The sequence below is a fragment of the Antarctobacter heliothermus genome (genome assembly GCF_002237555.1).
In the GTDB taxonomy this organism is placed as follows: Bacteria; Pseudomonadota; Alphaproteobacteria; order Rhodobacterales; family Rhodobacteraceae; genus Antarctobacter; species Antarctobacter heliothermus_B.
This window is the reverse complement of sequence record NZ_CP022541.1, coordinates 154,177-177,122: the sequence shown is the minus strand read 5'-3', so window position 1 is coordinate 177,122 and position 22,946 is coordinate 154,177. Positions and strand designations below refer to the sequence as shown.

Genomic DNA, 22,946 nt, shown 5'->3' with positions numbered 1-22,946 from the left:
GCAAAGGTGCCGAGATGACCTCTGTCCCATTTCTCACGAAAGTTCGTCAGGCGGCGATTGCGGTACTTGCCGTCACGCTGGGCGGTTTTGTGTTCTACACCTCTTTCAACGGCCCCTTTGAATCGCTGGTCCAGCGGTCGCTGTTTGTGATGACCATCACGGCTCTGGCCGTGCTGATGCATCCGCTGTTCGGCGGTAGCCGCTTGCGCCCACTGGGCATGGCAATCGACGCCGCCATTGTGGCGATTGTGACCGTGTCGGGCGTCTATATCATCGGCAATTTCGAAACCATCATGAACGATCTGCCCTGGGCCACGCCACGGGATATGGTGATGGGGTTCGGAACCTTGCTGTGCGTGCTGGAACTGGCGCGGCGGACGTCGAACTGGGTTTTTCCGATGATCGTTCTGATGGCCGTGGCCTATGCTTTTTTTGGCTATCTGATCCCCGGTCAATTCGGCCATCGCGGGTTTGACGCGGGCTATCTGACAGAGATCATCTTCCTATCGGATCGCGGGCTGTGGGGGATGCTGGTCAATGTGGCCTCGACCACGCTGGCGGCCTTTGTGTTGTTCGGTGCGATCCTGCTGCACACCGGCGCGGGTGAGACATTCTTTGACCTGTCGGCGCGCCTGGGGGGATCCCGTCCGGGTGGCGCGGCAAAGATCGCGACCTTTGCCTCGGGCTTTTTCGGGGCAATCAACGGCTCGACCGTGGCCAATGTGGCGACGACGGGCAACTTTACCATTCCGCTGATGAAGCGGCTGAAATACCCGCCCGCCTATGCCGGCGCGGTAGAGGCGATTGCCTCGACGGGCGGCCAGTTGGCCCCGCCGATCATGGGCACGGCGGCCTTTGTCATGGCGGAACTGGTGGGGCTGAACTATTGGTCCATCGCCTTGGCGGGCGTGGTTCCGGCGCTGCTGTTCTACCTTGGCATCTATTCCACCGTGCATGTGATCGCCCGCCGGCAAAGCTTTCGCGCGGTCAGTGCCGGCGATTTGCCGGATTGGCGCGGCGCGATGAGCTTTACCCGCCTTGCGCCTATCGTGGCAGGATTGGGCGGGCTGGCCTTTGGTGTGGTCAACGGCAACTCGGTCGAGCTGACCGCCTGCTATGGCATGATCGCCATGCTGACCGCCGTGTTGGTTGCGCGCATCGCCAATGGCGAAGACCCGCGCGCCGTGTTTGGCATCATTCTGCGGGCGCTGGAGGCGGGCGGCAAAGGTGTCGTGATCGTCGGTATCCTGCTGGTTGGTGCGCAGGTCTTTGTGGCGATGATCAACCTGACCGGGTTGGGCGTGGCTGTGACCTCGGCTGTGCTGGCCATTGGACAAGGTGAGATCTGGCTGATTGCCGGGCTGATGGCGGTGGTCTGTTTGATCGCGGGCATGGGTCTGCCGACCTCGGCGGCCTATGTGATGGTCGCGGCGGTGTTTGCACCTGCACTGATCCAGCAAGGGATCGACCCCTTGGTGGTGCATATGTTCGTGCTGTATTACGCCGCGCTTTCAGTGATCACGCCGCCTGTTTGCCTTGGGGTGTTTGTGGCCGCCACCATCGCCCAAGCCCCTTGGATGAAGGTCGCCCTGCAAACGCTGCGGTTGGGGGCAACGGCCTATGCCTTGCCGATGCTGTTCCTTGCCTATCCGGGCATGTTGGGCGGCGGCGGGTATGAGGGCATCGCCCGCGCGGTTCTGTCCGGTGCGATCTTTGCGCTGGGTGTTGCGCACCTATTGGGCGGGGCGCGCCTGCCATGGGGCAGCCTGACCCGCGTGCTGTGGGTGGTGCCGATTGTGCTGGCGCTGATGCCGCCGTGGTGGGCCACTTTGGCCGCCGCCGGGGTGTTCGGCGGGCTTGTTCTGCTGTCGCGGCAGGCGACCGACGCCCATGCTGCCGCCAACCCGCAACCGGCCTGATGCGCCTTTCTGCGCAGGTGACATATCGCGCGGCCCCCGACGCTGGGCCGCGCAAAAGACAGACATGCTCCAGTATGACCAGAGAGGAGATTTCCCATGACCATTACCTATCTCAAACGTGGTAAGCCCGAAGCGGACCGCGCCGAAGACGACGCCAAAACCGCCGCTGTCGTGGCCTCGACTCTGAAAGAGATCGAAAACCGGGGCGATGCTGCGGTGCATGATCTGGCGGTGAAGTTCGACAAATACGACCGCGAGACGTACCGCCTTAGCGCGGATGAGATCACAGCGATCATAGCCAAGGTCAGCCCGCAGGATCTGGCCGACATCAAGTTCGCCCAAGAGCAAGTCCGCAACTTTGCCCAGGCACAGCGGGATTCGATGCTGGATATCGAAGTGGAAACCATGCCCGGCGTGATCCTTGGGCATAAGAACATCCCGGTACAATCCGTGGGTTGTTATGTGCCCGGCGGCAAATTCCCGATGGTGGCCTCGGCGCATATGTCGGTGCTGACGGCGAAGGTCGCCGGCGTGCCGCGTATCGTCGCCTGCACACCCCCCTTCAACGGTGAGCCGAACCCCGGCGTGATCGCGGCCATGCATCTGGGCGGCGCGGATGAGATTTATGTGCTGGGCGGTATTCAGGCAGTGGGCGCAATGGCCATCGGCACTGAAAGCATCGCGCCGGTTCATCTGCTGGTTGGCCCGGGCAACGCCTTTGTCGCCGAGGCCAAGCGCCAGTTGTTTGGCCGCGTCGGGATCGACTTGTTCGCCGGTCCGACCGAAACCATGGTGATCGCGGATGAAACCGCCGCCGATGCCGAACTCTGCGCCACCGATCTGCTGGGGCAAGCCGAGCATGGCTACAACAGCCCCTGCGTATTGCTGACCAATTCGGAAAAGCTGGCAAAGGAAACACTGGCCGAGATTGACCGCCTGCTGACCATCCTGCCCACCGCCAACACGGCCAAGGTCAGCTGGGAAGACTATGGCGAGGTGATTGTTTGCGACACCTATGACGAGATGCTGAAAGTGGCGGATGATATCGCGTCCGAGCATGTGCAGGTCATGACCGATCGTGACGACTGGTTCCTGGAGAACATGACCTGCTACGGCGCGCTGTTCCTTGGGCCGCGGACAAACGTCGCCAATGGCGACAAGGTAATCGGCACCAACCACACCCTGCCGACCAAAAAGGCCGGTCGCTACACTGGCGGGCTTTGGGTTGGCAAATACCTGAAAACCCACAGCTATCAGAAGGTCACGACAGATGCGGCCGCCGCCCGGATCGGTGCCTATGGGTCGCGGCTGTGCCTGCTAGAGGGCTTTGTCGGTCACGCCGAACAGTGCAACGTGCGCGTGCGCCGTTATGGCGGCATAAACGTGCCTTACGGCGGTGCCGCCTACCTGCCAGAGGCCGCAGAATGACCCTGCCGCGCACACCGTCGATGCGTCTTGACGGCAAGCGCGCGCTGGTGACTGGTGCCTCTTCGGGCATCGGTCAGGCCTGCGCTGTGGCGCTGGCCGAGGCGGGCGCGCATGTCATCTGTGCGGCGCGCGGGATGGACCGTCTGAACGATACCGTATCGCAAATGCAGGCCGAAGGCTGGTCCGCCGAGGCGCTGGCGCTGGATATCGCAGATTTGGATGCGATGAACGCCGCATTGGCCGGGCAGCGGTTGGACGTTGTGGTGAACTCTGCCGGACTGGCGCGTCACAGCCCCGCGCTGGACACCACGCCAGAGGATTTCGATGCCGTCATGGGCATCAACTTGCGGGCCGCCTATTTCCTGTCGGTCGCCGCAGCCAGATGTATGGCCGACACAGGCGGGTCGATCATCCACATCAGCAGTCAGATGGGCCATGTGGGCGGAATTGACCGGGCGGTCTATTGCGCCTCCAAGCACGGGCTGGATGGGATGATCAAGGCGATGGCAATTGAATGGGGGGACAAGCAGATCCGCATCAACACCATTTGCCCGACCTTCATCCGCACGCCGCTGACAAAGCAGACCTTTGACAACCCAGAGCGCGCCGCCTGGATCGAGGACAAGATCAAGCTGGGCCGAATTGGTGAGGTTGAGGACATCATGGGCGCGGTTTTGTACCTTGCCAGCAATGCCTCCGCCTTGGTGACGGGCACCTCGATGCTGATCGACGGGGGTTGGACGGCGGACTAAGGCACGGAATCGATTTTCACAAATAGGAGGAGTTTGAGAATGTCAGGTTCGGAACTGTCCGACGATCTACTGGCGCTGCTGCGCACGGTAGATACACCCACCGTCTGCAACGCGATAGAGGTGGCCCAAGGCAAACGCGGCTTTAACCGCTTTACGCGCGGCACCATGCAGCATTCGAAACCCGGTGATCCGGCAATCGTCGGCTTTGCCCGCACGGCGCGGATCTCGGGGCTGGCGCCCCCGGTCGAGGCGGCCGATGTCATCCGGGCGCGCCGCATGGACTACTACCGCGCGATCGCGGGCGGCAACGGACCAACCGCTGCGGTGATCGAGGATGTCGACTACCCCAACTGCATCGCCGGTTGGTGGGGAGAGGTAAATGTAGCCGTTCACAAGGGGCTGGGACTGGCCGGTGCCGTGACCAACGGTGTCCTGCGCGACCTGGATGTGATCGACGACGGCTTTCCCGTGCTGGCCGGGTCCATCGGGCCCAGCCACGGCTATGTCCATGTTGTCGATATCGGCACCGAGGTCAGCATCATGGGGATGCGCGTCGCGCAAGGGGAGTTGATCCACGCAGACCGCCACGGCGCGCTGGTGATCCCGTTTGATGTGATCCCCGACCTCAAGCGCGCAATTGAGACCGTGATCGCCAGCGAAAACATCGTCCTTGGACCGGCACGCGCGCCTGGATTTGACATCGACAAACTGGAAGAGGTTTGGGCCGCATTTGAGGCGGCCAGAACCTGACACCCAACCGACACCAAAGAAAGACCAACACCATGGCCACGTTCAAAGACAAAATGAAATCCGGCGAGACCCTTGTCGGCACCTTTCTCAAAACCCCGGCCTATGAGCTGATCGAGGTGCTGGCCAAGTCAAAGCTGGACTTCATCTGCCTGGATGCCGAACACGCCCCGTTTGACCGCGCCCGAATGGATGCCTGTCTGGCGATGGCGCGGGCGCTGGACTTTCCGGTACTGGTACGCCTGCCCGTTGGCACCCCGGCAGAGGTGCTCAAGGCGCTGGATAGCGGCGCGGTTGGTGTCGTGGTGCCGCATGTGGACAGCGTTGAAAAGGCCCGCAGCATTGCCAGCGCCGCACGCTTTGGCGAAGGCGGTCGCGGCTATGCCGGATCAACCCGCTGGGCCGGCTTTGCGACGCGCCCGATGACGGATGTGCTGCAGCAAAGCACGGATGAGACCATCGTCATCGCCCAGATCGAAGAACCGGCAGGCGTGACAGCAGCGGCTGACATCGCGGCGGTCGATGGCATCGACGGGTTGTTCGTGGGCCCGGCGGATTTGGCGGTTTGTTACGGCAAGACCGATATGACCGACCCAGCGGTGATGGACGCCATGCGCGAAACCGGCAAGGCTGCCAAGGCCGCAAACAAGGCGTTCATGACCTTCGCCGCCAATGCCGGTGCCGGGCCAGAGTTGATGGACATGGGCGTGACCATGTTCTTTGTCGCCTCGGAACACGCCTTCATGTTGCGCGGCGCAAATGCAGAGGCGACAGCGTTTAAGGAGGCCGGCACCGCCGGGGGCGCAGAATAAGAAGCGCAGGCAAGCAGCGCACCCGCTAAGAGCCCACCGGCCGCCGCAACGTGGGCTGGAACGCCCTCGCAGACCGCAAGCGCATCGCCGAGAGCAAAGCTAGGGTGGGTTCACATCCGAAGTGCAAATTTTGTAACAAAACAGATCCCTGCATGGATTATGAATTATGGGAACCCCGGACTCTCACCCGAGCTTGGATAGGCGCGAGAAGACGGCCAAGTGGCTTGATGCCAAAATGGCGATTGCGGAAATCGCTGATCGCTTGGGGCGTGACGCGGCGACAATCTACCGCGACAACTAGACCCCATGATCGCGGTGAGCTGACTGGGTCGGCGGCCTCTCCCGCGGCATCCTCCGTTCGAGGGTTGCGCCGGACTGGCTGGCGCCGAGCCTCAAGAATGGGGGAGAGAACACATCCAGGATAACATATTCATTGGACTGGATGTCCATAAGGCGACCATCTCCCTCGAGATCGCGAAGTACGCGCGTAGTGGCGAAGTGCGCCACTGGGGACCAATCCCGCACCAGCCCGATCATGTCCGGAAGCCTCGCTCCCCTGCCCGCGGAGGCACGCCAGTTGAGAACCGTTGTTCGCGGCATCGAGTTCTCAGCCTGAATAGGATTGAAGGATGGGGTTGGCGCAGGCGTGTGGTTCTGCGACTTGCAAACGCTGCATCTGAAAGCCGCCGCCAGACATGAAACACATGCTATAGCTTCGCCTGGCGGAAAACTGGTCGAACGTCCAGGAACATCTCTCTTTACGGCCTTCGTTGGCGGTACAGTCGAAGCCAGCGAAACCCTTGTATGCCGGGTAACGTGCTGCCTTCATGCGAGAGGCGAAGGACGACATCTCACGTTCAGCCAATTGCAGCGGCTGTTAGCGCAGGACAACAAAAACAATGGCCTGCTGTCACTTGCCCTCACGTCACCTCTGCCCTATCAGTCACACAACAGAAGCCGTCAGTCGACGGTCGCCGCCTCCGTCGGCCCGAAATAACCTGAGGAACCTCCGGAATTGCTCGACCAGATCGCGCTACGCGCCGAACTCGCCGATCTTTACGATCTCTCCCCGTCAACAGAAATCGCCAGAGCCAATGCGCATCTCTACAGACGGATGGACCGAGTGGTGACGCCACCGGACTGGGCGATCCATGCGCCCTATGTGGCGGCCATCAACAAGCTCAAGACAGAGCGCGGCGCAGTCATCCTCGCGCATAACTACATGACGCCTGAGATCTACCACGGCATCGCGGACGTGGTGGGCGACAGCCTGCAACTGGCTATTGAGGCGACGAAGGTCAAAGCGGATGTCATCGTCCAGTGCGGCGTACATTTCATGGCGGAAACGTCGAAGATACTGAATCCGTCGAAAACGGTGCTGATCCCCGACATGGAGGCCGGCTGTTCGCTGGCCGAAAGCATCACAGCCGCAGGAATCGCGGAGATGCGCGCCAAATATCCCGGTGCCCCGGTCGTCACCTATGTCAACACCACGGCAGAGGTGAAAGCGGCGTCGGATATTTGTTGCACATCGTCCAACGCAGCGCAGATCGTACGCGGGCTGGACAGCGACACGGTCATCATGACCCCTGATAAATATTTGGCGCAGAACATCGCGGCTCTGGTGCCGGAGAAGCGGATCGTCTGGTGGGACGGGTCCTGCATCGTGCACGAACAATACACTGCCCAAGACCTGCGAGATTTCCGTGCATGGAGTCCCGATATCCGCATAATCGCCCATCCCGAATGCCCCCCCGACGTGGTGGCCGAAGCCGATTTTTCCGGCTCTACCAGTGGAATCATCGACTACGTGACCCAGCAGCGACCTGAAAAGGCGATGCTGGTGACCGAATGCTCTATGGCGGCAAACATCTCGGACGCGCTGCCGGACGTAGATTTTGTCGGGCCGTGCAACATGTGTCCCTTCATGAAGAAGATCACACTGGAGAAAGTGCTCTGGTCGCTGCACACGATGGAGGGAGCGGTAGAGGTGGATCCGGTCGTCGCCGACAAGGCGCGTGTCGCCGTGCAGCGGATGATTGATTTCTCCGCAAGGCCGTCCGGCTGACGCGATGACCCCAATCGAAACGTCCCGCGTCATCATTGTGGGCGCGGGTCTTGCGGCGCAATATTCCGCGCTGAAACTGGCCCCCCGTCCGGTCCTGATGATCTCTCCGGAACCCTTGGGCGAAGGCGCGTCCTCGGCTTGGGCGCAGGGCGGCGTGGCGGCGGCGATGGACCCGGCGGACAGTGCCGATGCCCATGCGCGCGATACAGTCAGGGCGGGCGCAGGCACAGTGGACCATCGGATTGCCCAATCGGTCACCTCCGAGGCGCGCGCGCATATCCTCGACCTGACCTTGCTGGGCGCGCCCTTTGATCGGACAGCCGACGGCGCCTATGTCCTGTCGCGTGAGGCGGCGCATTCCTTCGCGCGCGTGGCTCGTGTGCGCGGCGATCAGGCAGGGGCCGAGATCATGCGCGCCCTGACCCGACAAGTGCACGAGGCCGACCATATTCAGGTACTCGAAGGGGTTATGGCCACGCGGCTCGAGGTAATGGGTGATCGAGTCACGGGTGTTGCGGTCGCCCGCTGCGGCGACGCACAGAGCGAGAGCATTCTGCTACGCGGCGCCGCCGTTCTGCTGGCGGGCGGCGGGTCCGGTGGTCTTTTTGCCCTGACTACCAATCCGCCACGCATCCAGGGACAAGTCATTGGCATGGCTGCCCGCGCAGGCGCGCGGATCGCCGATGCAGAGTTCGTCCAGTTTCATCCGACCGCCCTTGCCTTTGGCCTCGACCCCGCCCCCCTTGCGACCGAAGCGTTGCGCGGCGAAGGCGCAATTCTGACCGACCGCAACGGTGAACGTTTCATGCTGGCGGCGCATCCCGATGCCGAACTTGCCCCGCGCGACATTGTGGCCCGCGCCGTCTATGCGCAAACCAAGGCCGGGCTGGCCCCGGCGCTGGACACCCGTGCCGCACTTGGCTTGAGGATCCGAACGGATTTCCCCGCGGTGGCCGCGGCCTGTCGGCAGGCGGGTGTCGATCCGGTGAAACATCCGATCCCGGTCGCCGCCGCCGCCCATTACCACATGGGCGGCGTGGCCACGGACCCGCAGGGGCAAAGCTCGCTCCCCGGTCTCTGGGCATGTGGCGAGGTTGCTTCGACAGGACTTCACGGCGCTAACCGTCTTGCCTCGAACGGCCTGCTGGAAGCGCTGGTTTACGGTCAACGATGCGCGCTATCCATAGACGCGGCGCTGCCAGCTTCGCGTAGCGCACCAACGGTGGCTCTGCCCGATCTGCCAACAGCCGAAGGCCCCGATCCAGCCTTGGTCGCGCAGTTGCGGCATGCCATGACCGAAGGCGCAGGTGTCATCCGCGATGCACAGGGTCTCTCCGACACTCTGGCTAAGATCGCCCGGATCGAAGCGGCCCAGCCGGGTTGCGACGTGCTGCGGAACATGACCGCCACTGCCACGCTGATCGCCGCCGCCGCCCTGCTGCGCCGCGAAAGTCGCGGCGCGCATTTCCGCAGTGACTATCCCGAACCGGCAGGTGAAACCGGCGAGCGATCGCTCTTCACTCTGACAGACGCCTTGACTGTACGTGACGCCACCATCCGAAAGGAACCGGCATGAGCCCAAGTCCCCTGCCCGACCTGATCCTAGAACCACTGGTCCGCGCCGCGCTGATCGAAGATCTGGGTACATACGGTGACATAACCACCCGCACCGTTATTCCCGCCGGCTGCACCTACGCCGCGCAATTGAACGCGCGTGAGGCTGGTGTGGTTTCCGGCCTCCAGATAGCCGCGCTGGCCTTTCGACTGGTCGATCCCGCGCTAAAGGTCACTGCGCACAAGACGGATGGCGACGCGATCCGGTCAGGCGACCTGCTGATGGAGATCAGTGGCAACGCCGCGTCGATCCTGTCGGCCGAACGCGTCGCGTTGAACTTTGCCGGGCGGCTTTCGGGCATTGCCACGCTGACCGCCGCTTTCGTGGCCAAGACCGCGGGCACGAAGACCCGTATCACCTGCACCCGCAAGACCACGCCGGGTCTTCGGTTGGTCGAAAAACAGGCGGTGCTGCATGGCGGCGGGTTCAACCACCGCTTCAGCCTGTCTGATGCAATCCTGATCAAGGACAACCACATAGCCGCCGCCGGAGGTATCCGTCCCGTACTTCGGGCTGTGAAGGCGCAGGCATCGCACATGGTGCGCTGCGAGATCGAAGTCGACCGGCTGGACCAGTTGGCAGAAGTTCTGGATGAAGGTGGTGCGGATGTCGTCCTGTTGGACAACATGACGACGCAATCTCTTGTGAAAGCGGTGGAAATGACCGCCGGACGCGTCACTCTCGAAGCTTCGGGCAACATGCGGCTCGACCGGATTGCCGAGGTCGCGGCGACGGGCGTGGGCTATATCTCCTCCGGAGCGCTGACACATTCGGCACAGACACTGGATTTCGGGCTGGATTTCTGAGCGCAAACGCCATTCCCAATCGACGCTGTCAACCATGACAAAATTGCACCGCACCTGCGCAATGGGTGTTGTCACGATAACTGGCGTGAGGTTGCTGATGTAGCGACGTCCGCATAAGCGGTGCTAATGCAAACTCAGAAGGTAATCCCCCCTAAGATTAGTAGTGTTCAAAAGTAGAATTTTCTCGGCAAGATATCTGAGGAGATTTACGATGAAGAATGGACGATACAGCGACGCGCAGATCATGGCGATCCTGAAGCAGGCAGAGGGCGGTGTGCCGGTCTCGGAGCTTTGCCGTGAGCCCGGGATGAGCAGCGCCAGCTTTTATAAGTGGCGTGCGAAGTTTGGGGGGATGGATGCATCTTTGATTTCTGAGATGAAGGGCATGGCCGAAGAGAACCGTCGCCTGAAGCGTATGTATGCTGAGATGAGCATGCAGAATGATCTGCTGAAGGAAGCCCTTGGAAAAAAGCGTTAAGGCCGTCTCAGAGGCGAGAGATGGCCATGAATGCGGTAGCACGACACGGGGTCAGCATTGCGTTGGCCTGCCGTGCCTTTGAGATCAGTGAGACGTGTTATCGTTACAGCCCTGTTTTAAGCGATGAGAACGAGGAGATTGCCGACTGGCTGGAACGCCTGACAGCGAACAAGCGCTCCTGGGGTTTTGGCCTGTGTTTTTTGTACCTGCGCAACGTTCAAGGCTACGGCTGGAACCACAAGCGTGTCTATCGGAGAGGTGGTCGCGGGATTTCGGACCAGGTGCTAAGCTGTAGCGCCTGAGGAAGAACGCACAGAAATGACCAAACGGAAACGCTATTCGGCAGAGTTCAAGGCGAAGGAGGCTCTGGAAGCCATCCGGGAGGAGCTGACGACAGCCGAACTTGCCAAGAAGTATGGCATCCACCCCACGATGATCAGCGGCTGGAAGAGGACTGTGATCGAGAACATGGCCGCAGCCTTCAATGGCCAGGCGACCGCGGAGCCGACGATATCGGCGGCAGAGGTCGAAAAGCTACACGTCCCACTGTCCGACAGCACATGCCTGCATGTGCGACAGGAAAGATCGGGCAGTTGGTCGTGGAACGGGATTTTTTGTCGGAAGCCTCCAGTTTCGTCCTCGGCGCTGGAGGCAAAAAGCGGTGAAGAAAGACCATCCTGATCTCAGCGTCCGGCGGCAATGCAGCCTGCTGACACTGGCACGCTCAAGCCTCTACTACCAGCCGCGCGGTGAAAGCGCCGAGAACCTGAAGTTTATGGAAATTATCGATCGGCAGTTCTTGGAGACGCCGTGGTATGGGTCCCGGCAAATGGCCCGGCACTTGGCTCGCGCGGGACATAAATGCGGGCGGCATCGTGTGCGGCGGCTGATGAAGCTCATGCGGTTGGTGCCGATCTACCAGGAACCGAAGACCAGCAAGAAGCACCCGGAGCACAAGATATATCCATATCTTCTGAAGGACTTGCCAATCACCCGGCCCAACCAGGTCTGGTGTGCTGACATCAGCTACATTCCCATGCGCCGTGGTTTTCTTTATCTCGTGGCCGTCATGGACTGGCATAGCCGGAAGGTGCTGAGCTGGCGGCTCTCGAACAGCATGGACGCGAGGTTTTGCGTTGAGGCTTTGAAAGAAGCGCTGGCCGGATACGGTGTCCCCGAGATATTCAACACCGATCAAGGTTCGCAATTCACCAGCACCGATTTCACCGAGGTGTTGCGCGATGCGAAGGTCAAAATCTCGATGGATGGTCGGGGGCGCTGGATCGACAACCGGATGATCGAACGGCTATGGCGATCCCTCAAATACGAATGCGTCTACTTGAACGCCTTCGAAACCGGTTCCGAAGCCCGCAACGGGATCGGTGACTGGATCACCTATTACAACGAAAGACGCCCGCACTCATCACATGGGCTCCTGACGCCGGACGAGGCCTATGGTAGACGATCTCCGGACCTGAAGGCCGCCGCCTGAAATGAAACCAATGCTATAGCTTAGCAAGGCGGCAAACTGGTCGAAAATCCGGGACCACCTCTCGTACACGCGAAGTCCTGCACAATAGCTGGGACAAGAACGATCCGAAGGACGCCCAAGTCATCCTGCACATGCTGGAGATCGGATCTGTGCAATTCTTCCATGACCCGCTTGTCACCGGTACCGCCGACATTCAGGAACTGTCGAAGACCCACGAGATCGTCTCGCGCTCGAAGACCGAACTCTGGCATCGCATCCTGACACATTACCTGCCGCTTGACCTGCCCCCAAAGAACTGGGCCATTCAAAAGTAGAGTTTGTTCTCGTAACGTTCAAAACGACGAGGAGAACAGACGATGCGCAAATCACGTTTCACCGAGGAACAGATTGTCGGGATCCTGCAGGAGTATGCGGCCGGGGCGAAGGTCTCGGAGTTATGCCGCAAGCACGGCATGTCGAACGCCACGCTCTACAAGTGGAAGGCCAAGTATGGCGGCATGACGGTTTCCGAGCTGCGCCGGCTGAAGGATCTGGAAGCCGAGAATGCGGAGCTGAAGCGGCTTCTGGCGGATGCCATGCTGGATAACGCCGGTCTCAAGGGGCTGCTGGCAAAAAACTCCTGACGCCTGCACGCCGCCGGGATGCCGTGAAGAGGCTGATGGATGAGCATCAGTTCACGGAGCGGCGAGCGTGCAGGCTGGTCGGGATTTCACGGTCGAGCCTGGTCTATCAGGCCCGGCCAGACCGCCACGCGCGACTGAGAGAGCGCCTGATTACCCTGTCAGGCAAGCACCGGCGGTATGGCTATCGCATGCTGCATGCCAAGCTGGTCCGTGAGGGCTTCAGGGTGAACGTGAAGGTGGTCGAGCGCATCTACCGCGAAGAACGCCTGTGGCTGCGCCGCACAAAGCGCAAGAAGATCCCCCGCGAGGCGCGCGAGGGCAACTGGTGCCCGATTGCCCCCAACCAGCGCTGGTCGCTCGACTTCACCAGCGACGCGCTGGCCAATGGCCGCAAGTTCCGCACCGCCAACCTCAAAGACGACTGCACCCGCGAGTGCCCGGCCATCGAGGTGGACTTTTCACTGCCCGGCGAGCGGGTCGTGGACATGCTGGAGCGCGTTGCCCGCGAGCGTGGATACCCCGATATCCTGGTCGTCGATAACGTCCTATGCGCGGAATAATTGGCTGATTTGGCATCAGGTCATTGTCATGCTGAAGCGTTCCAGCACGTTCGAATGTGTGTCAGTTCGGCATTTTGGTCAACAACATGTCTCTCCCATAACAAACACAGAGTACGCTTATTGCGGCTCTCACCGTCCTTAAGACGAGATCTTCGGGTCGTTGAGCAGAAGGCCTGAACATTATCTACGAGGTCGAATGCTCGCCTCTACGGCCCTTACAGAGAAAGGTCCTTCTGCTGTCAATCATCCCTCAAAGAAGGGACGATAGGGTTCGCCGCGGTTTATTATCCCATGCACGGTGCGGGCCATTTTTGCGGCGATTGCGGTATACGCCTTGCGACGTAAATGCGTGTTTTGACGATCCTTGGCGATGTAACGCTCGAACTTGTCGCGGAAGCTGTTGGTCTTTTGCATGATGGCGACCTGACCGGCCATCCAGAGCGTGCGGCGTAATCTGGCATTCCCATATTTTGAGAGCTTGGTTTGGCCACGGAATGTGCCCGACTGGATCGTTGCGAGGTCCATCCCACAGAACTTCAAAAATTGGCGGTGATGCCGAAAGCGGCGCAGATCGCCTGCTTCTGCAAGGATGGTCAGCGCGTTGATCGGCCCGATCCCTGGGATGGATGTTAGCAGTTGATAGTCGTCGTTGGTCTTGAGAAGCTCAACGGCGCGATCCTCAATCTCGTTGCGTTTGGCAATCAGGCCGCGCCCTTCACCCAAGACCAAACGGAACATCCTTGCAGCGTCGGAGTCCGGCGCAATTGGCAGGCCTACAGAGAACTTGGCGGTCTGATAAATATCTGCAAGCAAACGTTCTTTTGACACTTTGCGGCCGACCACGTCCCAAGCATCTGCAATGAAAGCCTCTTGGTCCATGGCAGAGATGAAATGCGGTGAAGGATAACGTTCGAGAAAGGCAAAGAACCAATCGCTGCGTGAGCTGCGATGAAAGCGGTCAGCCTCGGGCCAATACAGCGGCAGGTAGTGGGTCAGCACCCGATGCCAAAGTTCCGTCTTTGAGCGCGAGACTATGTCGTGCGTCTTGGACAACTCCTGAAGATCATTCGTACCGCTCAGCATTGGGTCGTGGTAAAACTGCTCGTTCCCGATCAGCATCATATGCAGGATGACTTGCGCGTCTTTCGGATCGTTCTTGTCCCAACTGTTGTTCAAAGCCTCACGGGTGCGCGCCAATGCGACCGAAGACACCAGCTTCACATCGAAACCGGCCACCCCAAGCCGGTAAGCGAGAGCGCGATGGTAATTGCCTGTAGCCTCAAAAGCCGCGCGGACAGGACGATCATACTCTGAGAGTGTAGAGATCAATCGATTGAATTCGTCGAGCTGGTTGAGAACGGTCAAACGGCGGCGGCGCTTTCGGCCCGGAACAGCGATCAAGACTTCATGGCGGGCCTTTGCGATATCAATCGCAACCAAAACAGGCTCGGTTTGTGCAATAGTGGCATCGGTCATAGTCGGTCTCCCTTGCGGCGTGGTTTGTGCAAAACCACTGTAGGGACCTGAGACCCGGCTATGATCACCTGCTGCGCTATTTGGGGGCTGCGCAGGCAATCATAGCCTCAACATCAACAACATTCCGAAGGTGTTATGGCCCGGAACTGCGCGGTCGCGCGATGGACGGCTGGGCCGATGATCACGGCGTCCAGCTGTATTTCATTGACCCCGGAAAACCGACCCAGAACGCCTATATCGAAAGCTTTAACGGGCGATACCGCGAGGAATGCCTGAACCAGCACTGGTTCACCAGCATCGGCGAGGCCCGCGAGATCATCGAAGAGTGGAGGATCGATTACAACACAGAGCGCCCGCACAGCAGCTTGAAGTATCAAACACCGGAGGAGTTCGCAGCCGCGAGGCCCTTCGACAAGACGCAATGGGCGCAGCCGCTTGAGCTACTTGATGGCTCCGCGCCTGCGCCCATTGCTCACGCCGCCGAATGATGGCACACAAAAGGGGAACAAGCTCGACTTGCGACTGGCCCTGAAAAAAGGGGCAGGTCACGCTGTATTTTCCCGAGGCCGAACGATTCCACCGAAGCTCGCGTACGGATTGGTACTTGGCACTTCTGGAGACGTATCCGTCGCCGCACATGATCACGGCCATGAACCGAGATGCCTTCATCTCTGATGCTTGGGAGGTCGTCGGTCGAAAAGTGTCTAAAGCACAAATGCTTTCAGATGTTTACGCAACAGCCGTCAGTTCGGTTGGGCTCCCGGTCCACCCTGACTCTGATGCGGTCCGCATGTTCCGGCTCGTTCTCGCAGAGGAACGCAGCCTGATCCGGCAGCGCGATCAGATCGAGGCCCAGGCCGTCGAGTTGCTGTCGGATCTTCCCGACTATCAGCTGCTGACGACCCTTCCCTCGGTCCATCATCTCTTATGCCATCTGGGCGTACCATCGGTTTGGCCTGAGCCTGCGCGATGTCGAGAATTTGATGGCCGAAAGGGGCGTAATCGTCTCGTATGAAAGCATCCGGGTATGGTGCCAGCGATTCGGAACGCAGATAGCGGCCAAGATCCGTCGTGATCGCCCGGTTCCTGCCGACAAATGGCACCTGGACGAGGTCGTGATTTCAATTCGAGGGCGAAAACATTGGCTTTGGCGAGCGGTCGACGCAAACGGAGATGTACTGGAGATCCTGATGCAAAGCCGCAGAAATACCCATGCTGCCAAGCGGTTCCTGTTGAAGATGATGAAGCGATGGGGTGTGCCACGCGTCCTCGAGACGGACAAACTGCGCAGCTATGGCGTGGCCGTCCGTGACCTTTGCCCAAGCGTCGATCATCGCTCCCACAAGGGTTTGAACAACCGATGAGAGGCGTCACATCGACACACACGACGAAGAGAAAAAATCATGGGTCGTTTCAAATCCCCACACCAGGCGCAGAGTTTTCTGTCCGTCCACGATCAGGCCGCGACCATCTTCCGTCCAAAACGCCACCGCCTATCCGCAGCACCCTACCGCCAATCTCGGGCTGAAGCGTTCAGCCTGTGGAACAACTATGCGGCTGAAATGGTTGCCTGAGCGGAGCGCGGCTCTGGGTCTCGTCATGACTGAACAACCTGACAAAGCCGGCCGAGTTGACCGCTTGATCTTCGCCTTCACCAAAAAACTCAGCCTTACATCAGCAACCTAACAACGCCAGGTGGCGCTGGCCCGGCCGATCTGCTTTCCTGATCTAGCCCTCCGACCACCACGCCCGGCACATCGGATTTTCCGCTTGCGCGAGTCGGAGGGATTCGGCAGTGTTTCAATATGCGAACAAAAGTACGAAAAGGCGGTACTGGAGGATGTCTCGGCTGGGTCTGGTGATAAATCCGGTCGCGGGTTTGGGCGGTGCCATGGCCCGCAAAGGCAGCGATGAGTCGGATATTGCGGCCCGCGCGGCGGCCGAGGGACGCACGCCGTTGGCCCCCCTGCGTGCCGACCGGGCGCTGCAGGCCTTTCGCCAAACCAGCGACTTGCCGATCTTGGCCGGACCGCTGGCCACTGAAGGCACCACATTGACAGGGCCGGGGGCGGTTCATGGCACCGCCGAAGACACCGCCGCAGCGGTGGCGGCGATGCAGGGCAAGGTGGATCTGATCCTGTTCGCTGGGGGGGACGGCACCGCACGCGACATCTGTGCGGCAAACGCTGACGGTGTGCCGATCCTTGGCGTGCCGTCGGGGGTCAAGATGCATTCGGGGGTGTTTGCCCGTAGCCCGGAGCGCGCGGGCCGGATGGCGGCGGCGTTCCTTGCGGACCCGCAGCGCCGCACCGAGATGGTGGAAATTCTGGATCTGGATGAGGCGGAGCGCCGGGCCGGACGGCTGTCAGCGCGGTTGTACACGGTGGCGCGGACGCCTCTGGACAGCTCTGGCGCGCGGCAGAACCCCAAGGCGGGCGGCACCGATCTGGTGGGCGAGATGGACGCCGCGCTGGCGTCCTATGTCGCCGGAATGGCCGCGGATACGGTCTATGTGCTGGGGCCGGGGGCCACGATGATGGCGCTCAAGGACCGGCTGGGGGGCGGCACCCTGCTGGGGGTCGATCTGGCCGAAAAGGGCCGGGTCGTGGCCCGTGATCTGGACGAAAGCGCGCTGATCGCGCGGGTTGACGGGCGGCGCGTGCGGATTGTGCTGACGGTTGTGGGCGGACAGGGCTTTGTCCTTGGGCGCGGCAATCAGCAGATCTCGGCGCGGATGCTGCGGGCGGCGGGGTTGCCGCCGATAGATGTCATTTGCGGGGCGGACAAACTGGCCGCGCTGCAGCCACAGGAACTGACCATCGACACCGGCGATCCTGCACTGGATGCCGACCTGTCCGGCTATTGGCCGGTGACGGTCGGGCCGGGGCGCAAGCAGGTGATGCGGGTGGTCGCATAAGATGAACGACAGGAGAGCAAGATGAAAGCGCATCCATGGATGGGGAACTCTGGCGGGACGGCAAAGGCAGAGATGCTGGCCGCGCTGCGGGTCAATTCGGTCGAGGCGCTGTTTGCGCAGATCCCCGAGGATCACCGGATGACCCGGCCGTTGGACCTGCCGCCGCAATTGTCGTCAGAGGTGGCGCTGTCGCGGCATCTGGACGACATGATGGCCAAGAACAAGGTGCCCGCCGCAGGGGCCTGTTTCCTGGGGGCGGGGGCCTGGCCGCATTATGTGCCGGCGATCTGCGATGAGATCGTGGGACGCTATGAATGGCAGACTTCGGTGTTTGGCTCGCCCACCTCGGACCACGGGCGCAATCAGGCGTGGTTTGAATTCACCAGCCAGATCGGGGCCTTGGTGGACATGGATTTTGTCGGGTTGCCGGTCTATTCATGGGGCTGTGCCGTGGGTCACGCGGTTCGGATGGCCGCGCGGATGACGGGCCGCCGCAAGGTGGTGGTGCCAGAGGTCATGGACCCGGAACGCCGGTTGGTGTTGCAGACCTATTGTGAACCGACGGAAATGGCCCGCCACATCGAGATCGTGACGGTAAAGGTCGGCGCCGATGGCTGTATCGACCGCGACGACCTGCGGACCAAGATAGACGGCGCGGGGGCGCTGTACTTTGAGACGCCCGGATATCTGGGTGTGATTGACGCCGACCCCGGTGAGCTGTGCGCCATTGCGCGCGAGGCGGGCGCAGAGGCGATCGTGGGCGTCGACCCGCTGTCGCTGGGCCTGTTGGAGGCGCCGGGGGCTTATGGCGCGACCATCGCGGTGGGACCAACGCAGCCCTTGGGTGTGCATATGTACGCCGGTGGCGGGGTAGGGGGCTTTATCGCCTCGCCCGATGAGGAACGCTATGCGCGGGAATACAACACGCTGAACATCTCTATCTCCGAGACGCGGGAACCGGGGGAGCATGGCTTTGGCCTGACGCTGTTCCACCAATCGTCTTACGGGATGCGGGATGAGGGCAAGGATTGGACCGGCAATTCGGTCTACCTGTGGGCGCTGGCCAATGCGGCCTATATGGCGGCGATGGGGCCTGAAGGCTTTGCCGAGGTTGGGCGGCTGATCATGGCGCGCTCTGGCGCGGCGGCGCGGGCGATTGATGCGCTGGACGGCGCGCGCGTGGACCTGTCCCGCCCGGTGTTCAAGGAATTCGTGGCCACGTTCGACAAGCCGGTGGCCCAGATCAACGCGGCGCTGCGCGCCAAGGGTCTGTTCGGCGGCAAGGACATCACCGGAGAACCAGGGATCGAGGGCAACGCAATGCTGATCTGCGTGACCGAGGTGCATACCCAAGACGACATTGACCATCTGGTCACGACATTGAAGGAGGCGCTGGCATGACCGCCCCGATCAAGGATTATCTCAAGCGTTCCAACGGGTTTCAGGCGGCCAAGTGGTCCGAACCGGTGGTAATGGAAATGACCGGCACCGGCCGTCGCGGCGTGGTGTTCGACGATGCGCCCGCCCCGGCGCTACCCGGCAAGGCGGGGCGCAAGACCGCACCGGCGCTGCCAGAGCTGACGGAACATGACGCGCTGCGCCATTACCTGCACCTGAGCCAGATGTGTCTGGGCATGTTGGGGGTGTCGCTGTTTGGCACCTGCACGATGAAATACAACCCCCGCATCGGTGAGCGGGCGGCGCTAGAGCATCTCAAGGATTTGCACCCGTTGCAGGACGCCGAAAGCCTGCAAGGCATTCTGGAGTTATACGACAACTTCAGCGATTTCCTGTGCGAAGTCAGCGGCATGTATCAGTTTGTCTTTCAGGCGGGGGGCGGCGCGGATGCGGCCTATACCCATGCCTGCGTGACGCGGGCCTATCATGCGTCGCGCGGTGAGTTGCAGCAGCGCGATCAGATCATCACCACGATCCAGACGCATCCCTGTTCGCCCGCCACAGCCAACACCGCCGGGTTTGAGGTGATCACGCTGTCGCTGGAGGAAAACGGGTATCCGTCCATCGAGCAGTTGAAATCGGTGGTCGGTCCGCGCACCGCCGCGCTGATGGTGAACAATCCCGACGACATGGGCATTTACAACCCGGACATAAAGGAATGGGTGAAGATCGTGCATGAGGCCGGGGGCCTGTGTTTTTACGATCATGCCAATTTCAACGGCGTGATGAGCCGCCTGCGCGCCCGCGAGCTGGGCTTTGATGCCTGTATGTACATGCTGCACAAGACATTCGGCGCGCCCAAGGGCGGCGGTGGCCCGGCTGTGGGCGCTTATGGCTGTGCCGAGCATCTGGTGCCGTTCCTGCCTTCGCCCTTGGTGGTGAAAACCGGTGAAGGTTATGTGCTGGACGAGGATCGCCCGCAAAGCATTGGCCGGGTGCGCGAATTCTGGGGCAACGCACCCCAGGTGTTGAAAGCCTATGCCTGGGCGCGGGCAATGGGGGCCGAAGGGCTGCGCGAGGCGGCGGATATTTCGGTGCTGTCGAACAACTACATGGATCACCGGCTGGGTCAGGTGAAAGGTGTAAGCCGATCCAACCCCGGCATCGATGTGCCGCGCATGGAAATGACCCGCCATTCGGTTGAGCAGGTGACGCAGGACACCGGCTGTACCATCTTTGAGATCTCAAACCGGATGACCGATTTTGGCATCGATGCGCTGTGGCTGAGTCATGAGCCGTGGTTGGTGGCGGAGCCCTTTACGCCCGAAGCCGGAGAGCTGTGGTCCAAGGACGACATCGACTATTGGATCGACGTGATGGAACACGTGATCGGGGAGGCCTATGCCGACGCCGAGATCGTCAAGACCGCGCCGCACAACGGGCCGATCAAGGCGCTGACCTCTGCGCTGGATGATCCGGCGGTCTGGGCAACGACCTGGCGCGCTTATGAGCGCAAGCATCTGAAGAAGGTCGCGGCGGAGTAGTGGCTGCGGTGATGGGGCAGGGGGGCTATGCCGTTAGGGCAAGGCCCCTTTGTATTGGGAGTGTGTTTGCTGTATGAGCGGCCGAGAGGGAAGAGGGGGCGTCATGCCTCAGGCATGCTTTCAGCATGACCCCCGCTCCTCTGGAGCCCCCGGGATATTTTTGGACAGAAGAAACAGGGGGCTTAGCGCCGGGTTGTGATGCGGCTTTGCCAATCGGCTCCGCCCCAGGCGATCAGGTGGATCAGCACCGTTTGGGTGGTGTCGTCGACGGTGAAACAGATCACACCGCGCCGCCCCGAGGGGATGGCGCGCAGGTCCGGCAGGATGTCGTCGCGGGTGCTGCCCCGATGCGGTGTGCGGGACAGGCTGCGCGCGGTGTCGCGCAGGGTGGTCAGGATGGTTTGCGTCGTCTGAGCGCCCGCGTGCGGTAACATGGCGCGGGCGATGCCGCGCAGGTCATTGGCCACTTTCGGGTGGAACCGGACGGTGTAGGTCACGCCCTGGGCAGGTCGTCGAAGACAGCGGCAAAGGTTGCGTCCTCATCCACGTAGTCCTGTGGCGGAGTGGCGGCGCGGTTGCGGATTTCCGCTGCCAGCGCGTCCAGCATCACGGTGCGGGTTTCCTCATCCTGGATCAGCCGTTCAACGGCGGAGGCGACGCCCGCGCTGGTGGTGGCGAAAACGCCCTTGTCCACCTGCTCTTGTAAAAAGCGGTGGTGGCGGTCGGTGAAGCTGAGCGTGGTTTTGACGGTCATGGCGCGCGCCTCTTTTGGTATGACTATATCATACCCCTTCGGCGCGCGCCGTTCAAGAGCGGGTCAGATCATGCTTTCCAACCGGGTGTTGGCGACGATTTCCGGAACGCTGGCCTGATTTGGCAGGGCCAGCACCAATGAGACAATGGCTGCCACGTCATCGGGTTGCAGGCGCTCTGCCTTGGGGGTGACGCCGGGGATGCCGTCGATCATGTCGGTGTCGATGGCGCCGGGGCAGATCGCGGTGCCGCGCAGCCCGTCTTCCCACCCGGCAAAGCGGACGGCGTGGGTCATGGCCAGCAACGCCTGTTTTGTCATCACATAGCCCAGCGAGGTGGAGGTGTCGCGATAGCGTTTCGCATCCGTCGAGGCGATGTTGACCACACGGCCCCGGCCCGAGGCCTTGAGGTGGGGCAGGGCGGCGCGGATCAGGCGAAAGGGGCCTTTGACGTTGACGGTCCATAGGTCGTCGAGGTCGGACTCTTCGCCACGAGTGAAATCGACCATCTTGAGGATGCCGGCATTGTTGATCAACGCGTCGGGCGCGCCCATCTGCGCCACGGTGGCGTCCACCCAGGCCTGTGCGGTTTCCGGCGCGTCGGCGTCAAACCGATGTGCGGTGAGTTGATCGGCGGCCACATCGGGGAAGGCCTGTGCCACCTTGGACGGGTCGCGCACGCCGATCGACAGGCGGTGCCCGTCGGCGAGGCAGCGGCGCGCGATGGCCGCCCCCAAGCCGCGTGCGCCGCCAGAGATCATGACAAGGCGCGACATCAGAACAGACCCTGGTAGACGCCGCCGTCATTGATGATGTTTTGGCCGACGATGAAACCGGCCTGCGCCGAACACAGGTAGGTGACGAGATCGCCGCATTCCTTGGGATCGGCAAAGCGGCCTGCGGGCACGCTTTGGATGCGGTTTTCCACGATGGCCTCATAGGTGGTGTTGCCGCGCCGCGCGTGGTTGTGCAGGTTCGTGTGCAGCGCATCGGTGTCAAAGAAGCCGGGGCAGACGGTGTTGATTGTCACGTTGTCGCGCACCGTTTCCTTGACCAGCGAAGCGATGGCACCGGACAAGGCCAGCCGCGCCGAGTGGCTGTGGGCAAAGTGCGGCTGCGGAAACTTGATGAAGCTGACCGAGATGTTGACGACGCGGCCGAATTTGCGCGCGCGCATGCCCGGCAGGACGCTGGTGATCATCTCAAGCGAGGAAAAGAAGTGGACGTTGAACCATTCGTCCCAGTCGGCGCGGGTCCAGTCCTCGTATTCGCCGGGGATCTGGCGCACGCCGGGGTTGGTGACCAGAATGTCGGTTTCACCCGCCTTGGCGAGGATTTCGGCGCGGCCTTCATCGCTGTTGAAATCGGCGGCCACGGTGGTGACGTTGACGCCGTGGGCGCTGCGGATTTCCTCTGCCGTTGCCTCGAGCGCGTCGGCGCTGCGGGCGTTCAGCACAAGATCGACGCCCTCGCCGGCCAGCGAAAAGGCACAGGCGCGGCCCAGTCCCTTGCTGGCCGCACTGACGATGGCGCGACGGCCCTTCAAACCCAGATCCATG

Annotated in this window: 18 protein-coding genes and 7 pseudogenes; 20 read left to right on the top strand and 5 right to left on the bottom strand. The window is 61.4% G+C overall.

Annotated elements, in window-relative coordinates:
* The first annotated feature begins 14 nt into the window (after positions 1 to 14).
* The 14 genes and pseudogenes from ANTHELSMS3_RS23350 to ANTHELSMS3_RS23280 all read left to right on the top strand — a co-directional run bounded on the left by ANTHELSMS3_RS23350 (position 15) and on the right by ANTHELSMS3_RS23280 (position 13,300).
* Complete coding sequence (locus ANTHELSMS3_RS23350; protein ID WP_094037436.1) at positions 15 to 1,919, top strand: TRAP transporter permease; 1,905 nt, start codon at positions 15 to 17, stop codon at positions 1,917 to 1,919.
* A gap of 96 nt (positions 1,920 to 2,015) precedes the next feature.
* Entirely contained in the window at positions 2,016 to 3,347 is a 1,332-nt protein-coding gene (gene hisD, locus ANTHELSMS3_RS23345) for a histidinol dehydrogenase (RefSeq protein WP_094037435.1), read from the top strand.
* A complete protein-coding gene (locus tag ANTHELSMS3_RS23340; protein ID WP_094037434.1) occupies positions 3,344 to 4,099 on the top strand; it encodes an SDR family NAD(P)-dependent oxidoreductase in 756 nt (251 codons plus the stop codon). Before hisD ends, ANTHELSMS3_RS23340 begins: the two co-directional genes overlap by 4 nt.
* 39 nt (positions 4,100 to 4,138) lie before the next feature.
* A complete protein-coding gene (locus tag ANTHELSMS3_RS23335) occupies positions 4,139 to 4,849 on the top strand; it encodes an RraA family protein (protein ID WP_254694976.1) in 711 nt (236 codons plus the stop codon).
* 32 nt (positions 4,850 to 4,881) lie between these two features.
* Positions 4,882 to 5,658, top strand: a complete 777-nt coding sequence (locus ANTHELSMS3_RS23330; RefSeq protein WP_094037433.1) for an HpcH/HpaI aldolase family protein — start codon at positions 4,882 to 4,884, stop codon at positions 5,656 to 5,658.
* 166 nt (positions 5,659 to 5,824) lie between these two features.
* Entirely contained in the window at positions 5,825 to 5,959 is a 135-nt protein-coding gene (locus ANTHELSMS3_RS23325) for a helix-turn-helix domain-containing protein (protein WP_439098681.1), read from the top strand.
* A gap of 714 nt (positions 5,960 to 6,673) precedes the next feature.
* A complete protein-coding gene (gene nadA, locus ANTHELSMS3_RS23315) occupies positions 6,674 to 7,726 on the top strand; it encodes a quinolinate synthase NadA (protein ID WP_094037431.1) in 1,053 nt (350 codons plus the stop codon).
* Positions 7,727 to 7,730: 4 nt separating this feature from the next.
* Positions 7,731 to 9,302, top strand: a complete 1,572-nt coding sequence (locus tag ANTHELSMS3_RS23310; RefSeq protein WP_094037430.1) for an L-aspartate oxidase — start codon at positions 7,731 to 7,733, stop codon at positions 9,300 to 9,302.
* Positions 9,299 to 10,147: a carboxylating nicotinate-nucleotide diphosphorylase gene (nadC, locus tag ANTHELSMS3_RS23305; protein WP_094037429.1), complete on the top strand. Its 849-nt coding sequence runs from the start codon at positions 9,299 to 9,301 to the stop codon at positions 10,145 to 10,147. The genes ANTHELSMS3_RS23310 and nadC overlap by 4 nt, the downstream gene beginning before the upstream one ends.
* Before the next feature lie 211 nt (positions 10,148 to 10,358).
* Positions 10,359 to 10,879: pseudogene (locus tag ANTHELSMS3_RS23300) on the top strand (transposase); the annotation flags it as partial.
* Positions 10,880 to 10,943: 64 nt separating this feature from the next.
* A pseudogene (locus ANTHELSMS3_RS23295) lies at positions 10,944 to 12,117 on the top strand (IS3 family transposase).
* Positions 12,118 to 12,176: 59 nt separating this feature from the next.
* Positions 12,177 to 12,404: pseudogene (locus ANTHELSMS3_RS23290) on the top strand (IS110 family transposase); the annotation flags it as partial.
* 69 nt (positions 12,405 to 12,473) lie between these two features.
* Positions 12,474 to 12,740, top strand: a complete 267-nt coding sequence (locus ANTHELSMS3_RS23285; RefSeq protein WP_094037428.1) for a transposase — start codon at positions 12,474 to 12,476, stop codon at positions 12,738 to 12,740.
* Between the two features lie 35 nt (positions 12,741 to 12,775).
* Positions 12,776 to 13,300, top strand: coding sequence for a DDE-type integrase/transposase/recombinase (locus ANTHELSMS3_RS23280; RefSeq protein WP_094037427.1), 525 nt, complete (start codon positions 12,776 to 12,778; stop codon positions 13,298 to 13,300).
* Positions 13,301 to 13,484: 184 nt separating this feature from the next.
* Here the strand turns inward: ANTHELSMS3_RS23280 and ANTHELSMS3_RS23275 are convergent.
* Positions 13,485 to 14,776, bottom strand: a pseudogene (locus ANTHELSMS3_RS23275) (IS110 family transposase).
* A 125-nt stretch (positions 14,777 to 14,901) separates the two neighbouring features.
* Here ANTHELSMS3_RS23275 and ANTHELSMS3_RS23270 point away from each other — a divergent pair.
* The 6 genes and pseudogenes from ANTHELSMS3_RS23270 to gcvPB form a co-directional block, all read left to right on the top strand.
* Positions 14,902 to 15,264 (top strand): annotated as a pseudogene (locus tag ANTHELSMS3_RS23270) (integrase core domain-containing protein); the annotation flags it as partial.
* 62 nt (positions 15,265 to 15,326) lie between these two features.
* A pseudogene (locus ANTHELSMS3_RS23265) lies at positions 15,327 to 15,692 on the top strand (IS110 family transposase); the annotation flags it as partial.
* A 1-nt stretch (position 15,693) separates the two neighbouring features.
* Positions 15,694 to 16,350, top strand: a pseudogene (locus ANTHELSMS3_RS23260) (IS6 family transposase).
* Positions 16,351 to 16,616: 266 nt separating this feature from the next.
* Positions 16,617 to 17,693: an ATP-NAD kinase family protein gene (locus ANTHELSMS3_RS23255; protein WP_094037425.1), complete on the top strand. Its 1,077-nt coding sequence runs from the start codon at positions 16,617 to 16,619 to the stop codon at positions 17,691 to 17,693.
* Positions 17,694 to 17,714: 21 nt separating this feature from the next.
* A complete protein-coding gene (gene gcvPA / locus ANTHELSMS3_RS23250) occupies positions 17,715 to 19,094 on the top strand; it encodes an aminomethyl-transferring glycine dehydrogenase subunit GcvPA (protein WP_254694975.1) in 1,380 nt (459 codons plus the stop codon).
* Positions 19,091 to 20,635, top strand: a complete 1,545-nt coding sequence (gene gcvPB, locus ANTHELSMS3_RS23245) for an aminomethyl-transferring glycine dehydrogenase subunit GcvPB (RefSeq protein ID WP_094037424.1) — start codon at positions 19,091 to 19,093, stop codon at positions 20,633 to 20,635. The genes gcvPA and gcvPB overlap by 4 nt, the downstream gene beginning before the upstream one ends.
* Before the next feature lie 182 nt (positions 20,636 to 20,817).
* Here gcvPB and ANTHELSMS3_RS23240 read toward each other — a convergent pair whose 3' ends face one another.
* From ANTHELSMS3_RS23240 to ANTHELSMS3_RS23225, 4 genes are all read right to left on the bottom strand, one after another.
* Complete coding sequence (locus ANTHELSMS3_RS23240; RefSeq protein WP_094037423.1) at positions 20,818 to 21,132, bottom strand: type II toxin-antitoxin system RelE/ParE family toxin; 315 nt, start codon at positions 21,130 to 21,132, stop codon at positions 20,818 to 20,820.
* Entirely contained in the window at positions 21,129 to 21,389 is a 261-nt protein-coding gene (locus ANTHELSMS3_RS23235) for a hypothetical protein (RefSeq protein ID WP_094037422.1), read from the bottom strand. Before ANTHELSMS3_RS23235 ends, ANTHELSMS3_RS23240 begins: the two co-directional genes overlap by 4 nt.
* 63 nt (positions 21,390 to 21,452) lie before the next feature.
* A complete protein-coding gene (locus ANTHELSMS3_RS23230; protein ID WP_094037421.1) occupies positions 21,453 to 22,163 on the bottom strand; it encodes an SDR family NAD(P)-dependent oxidoreductase in 711 nt (236 codons plus the stop codon).
* On the bottom strand, positions 22,163 to 22,945 hold the full coding sequence (locus ANTHELSMS3_RS23225; RefSeq protein WP_094037420.1) for an SDR family oxidoreductase: 783 nt from the start codon (positions 22,943 to 22,945) through the stop codon (positions 22,163 to 22,165). Before ANTHELSMS3_RS23225 ends, ANTHELSMS3_RS23230 begins: the two co-directional genes overlap by 1 nt.
* Position 22,946: the final 1 nt, after the last annotated feature.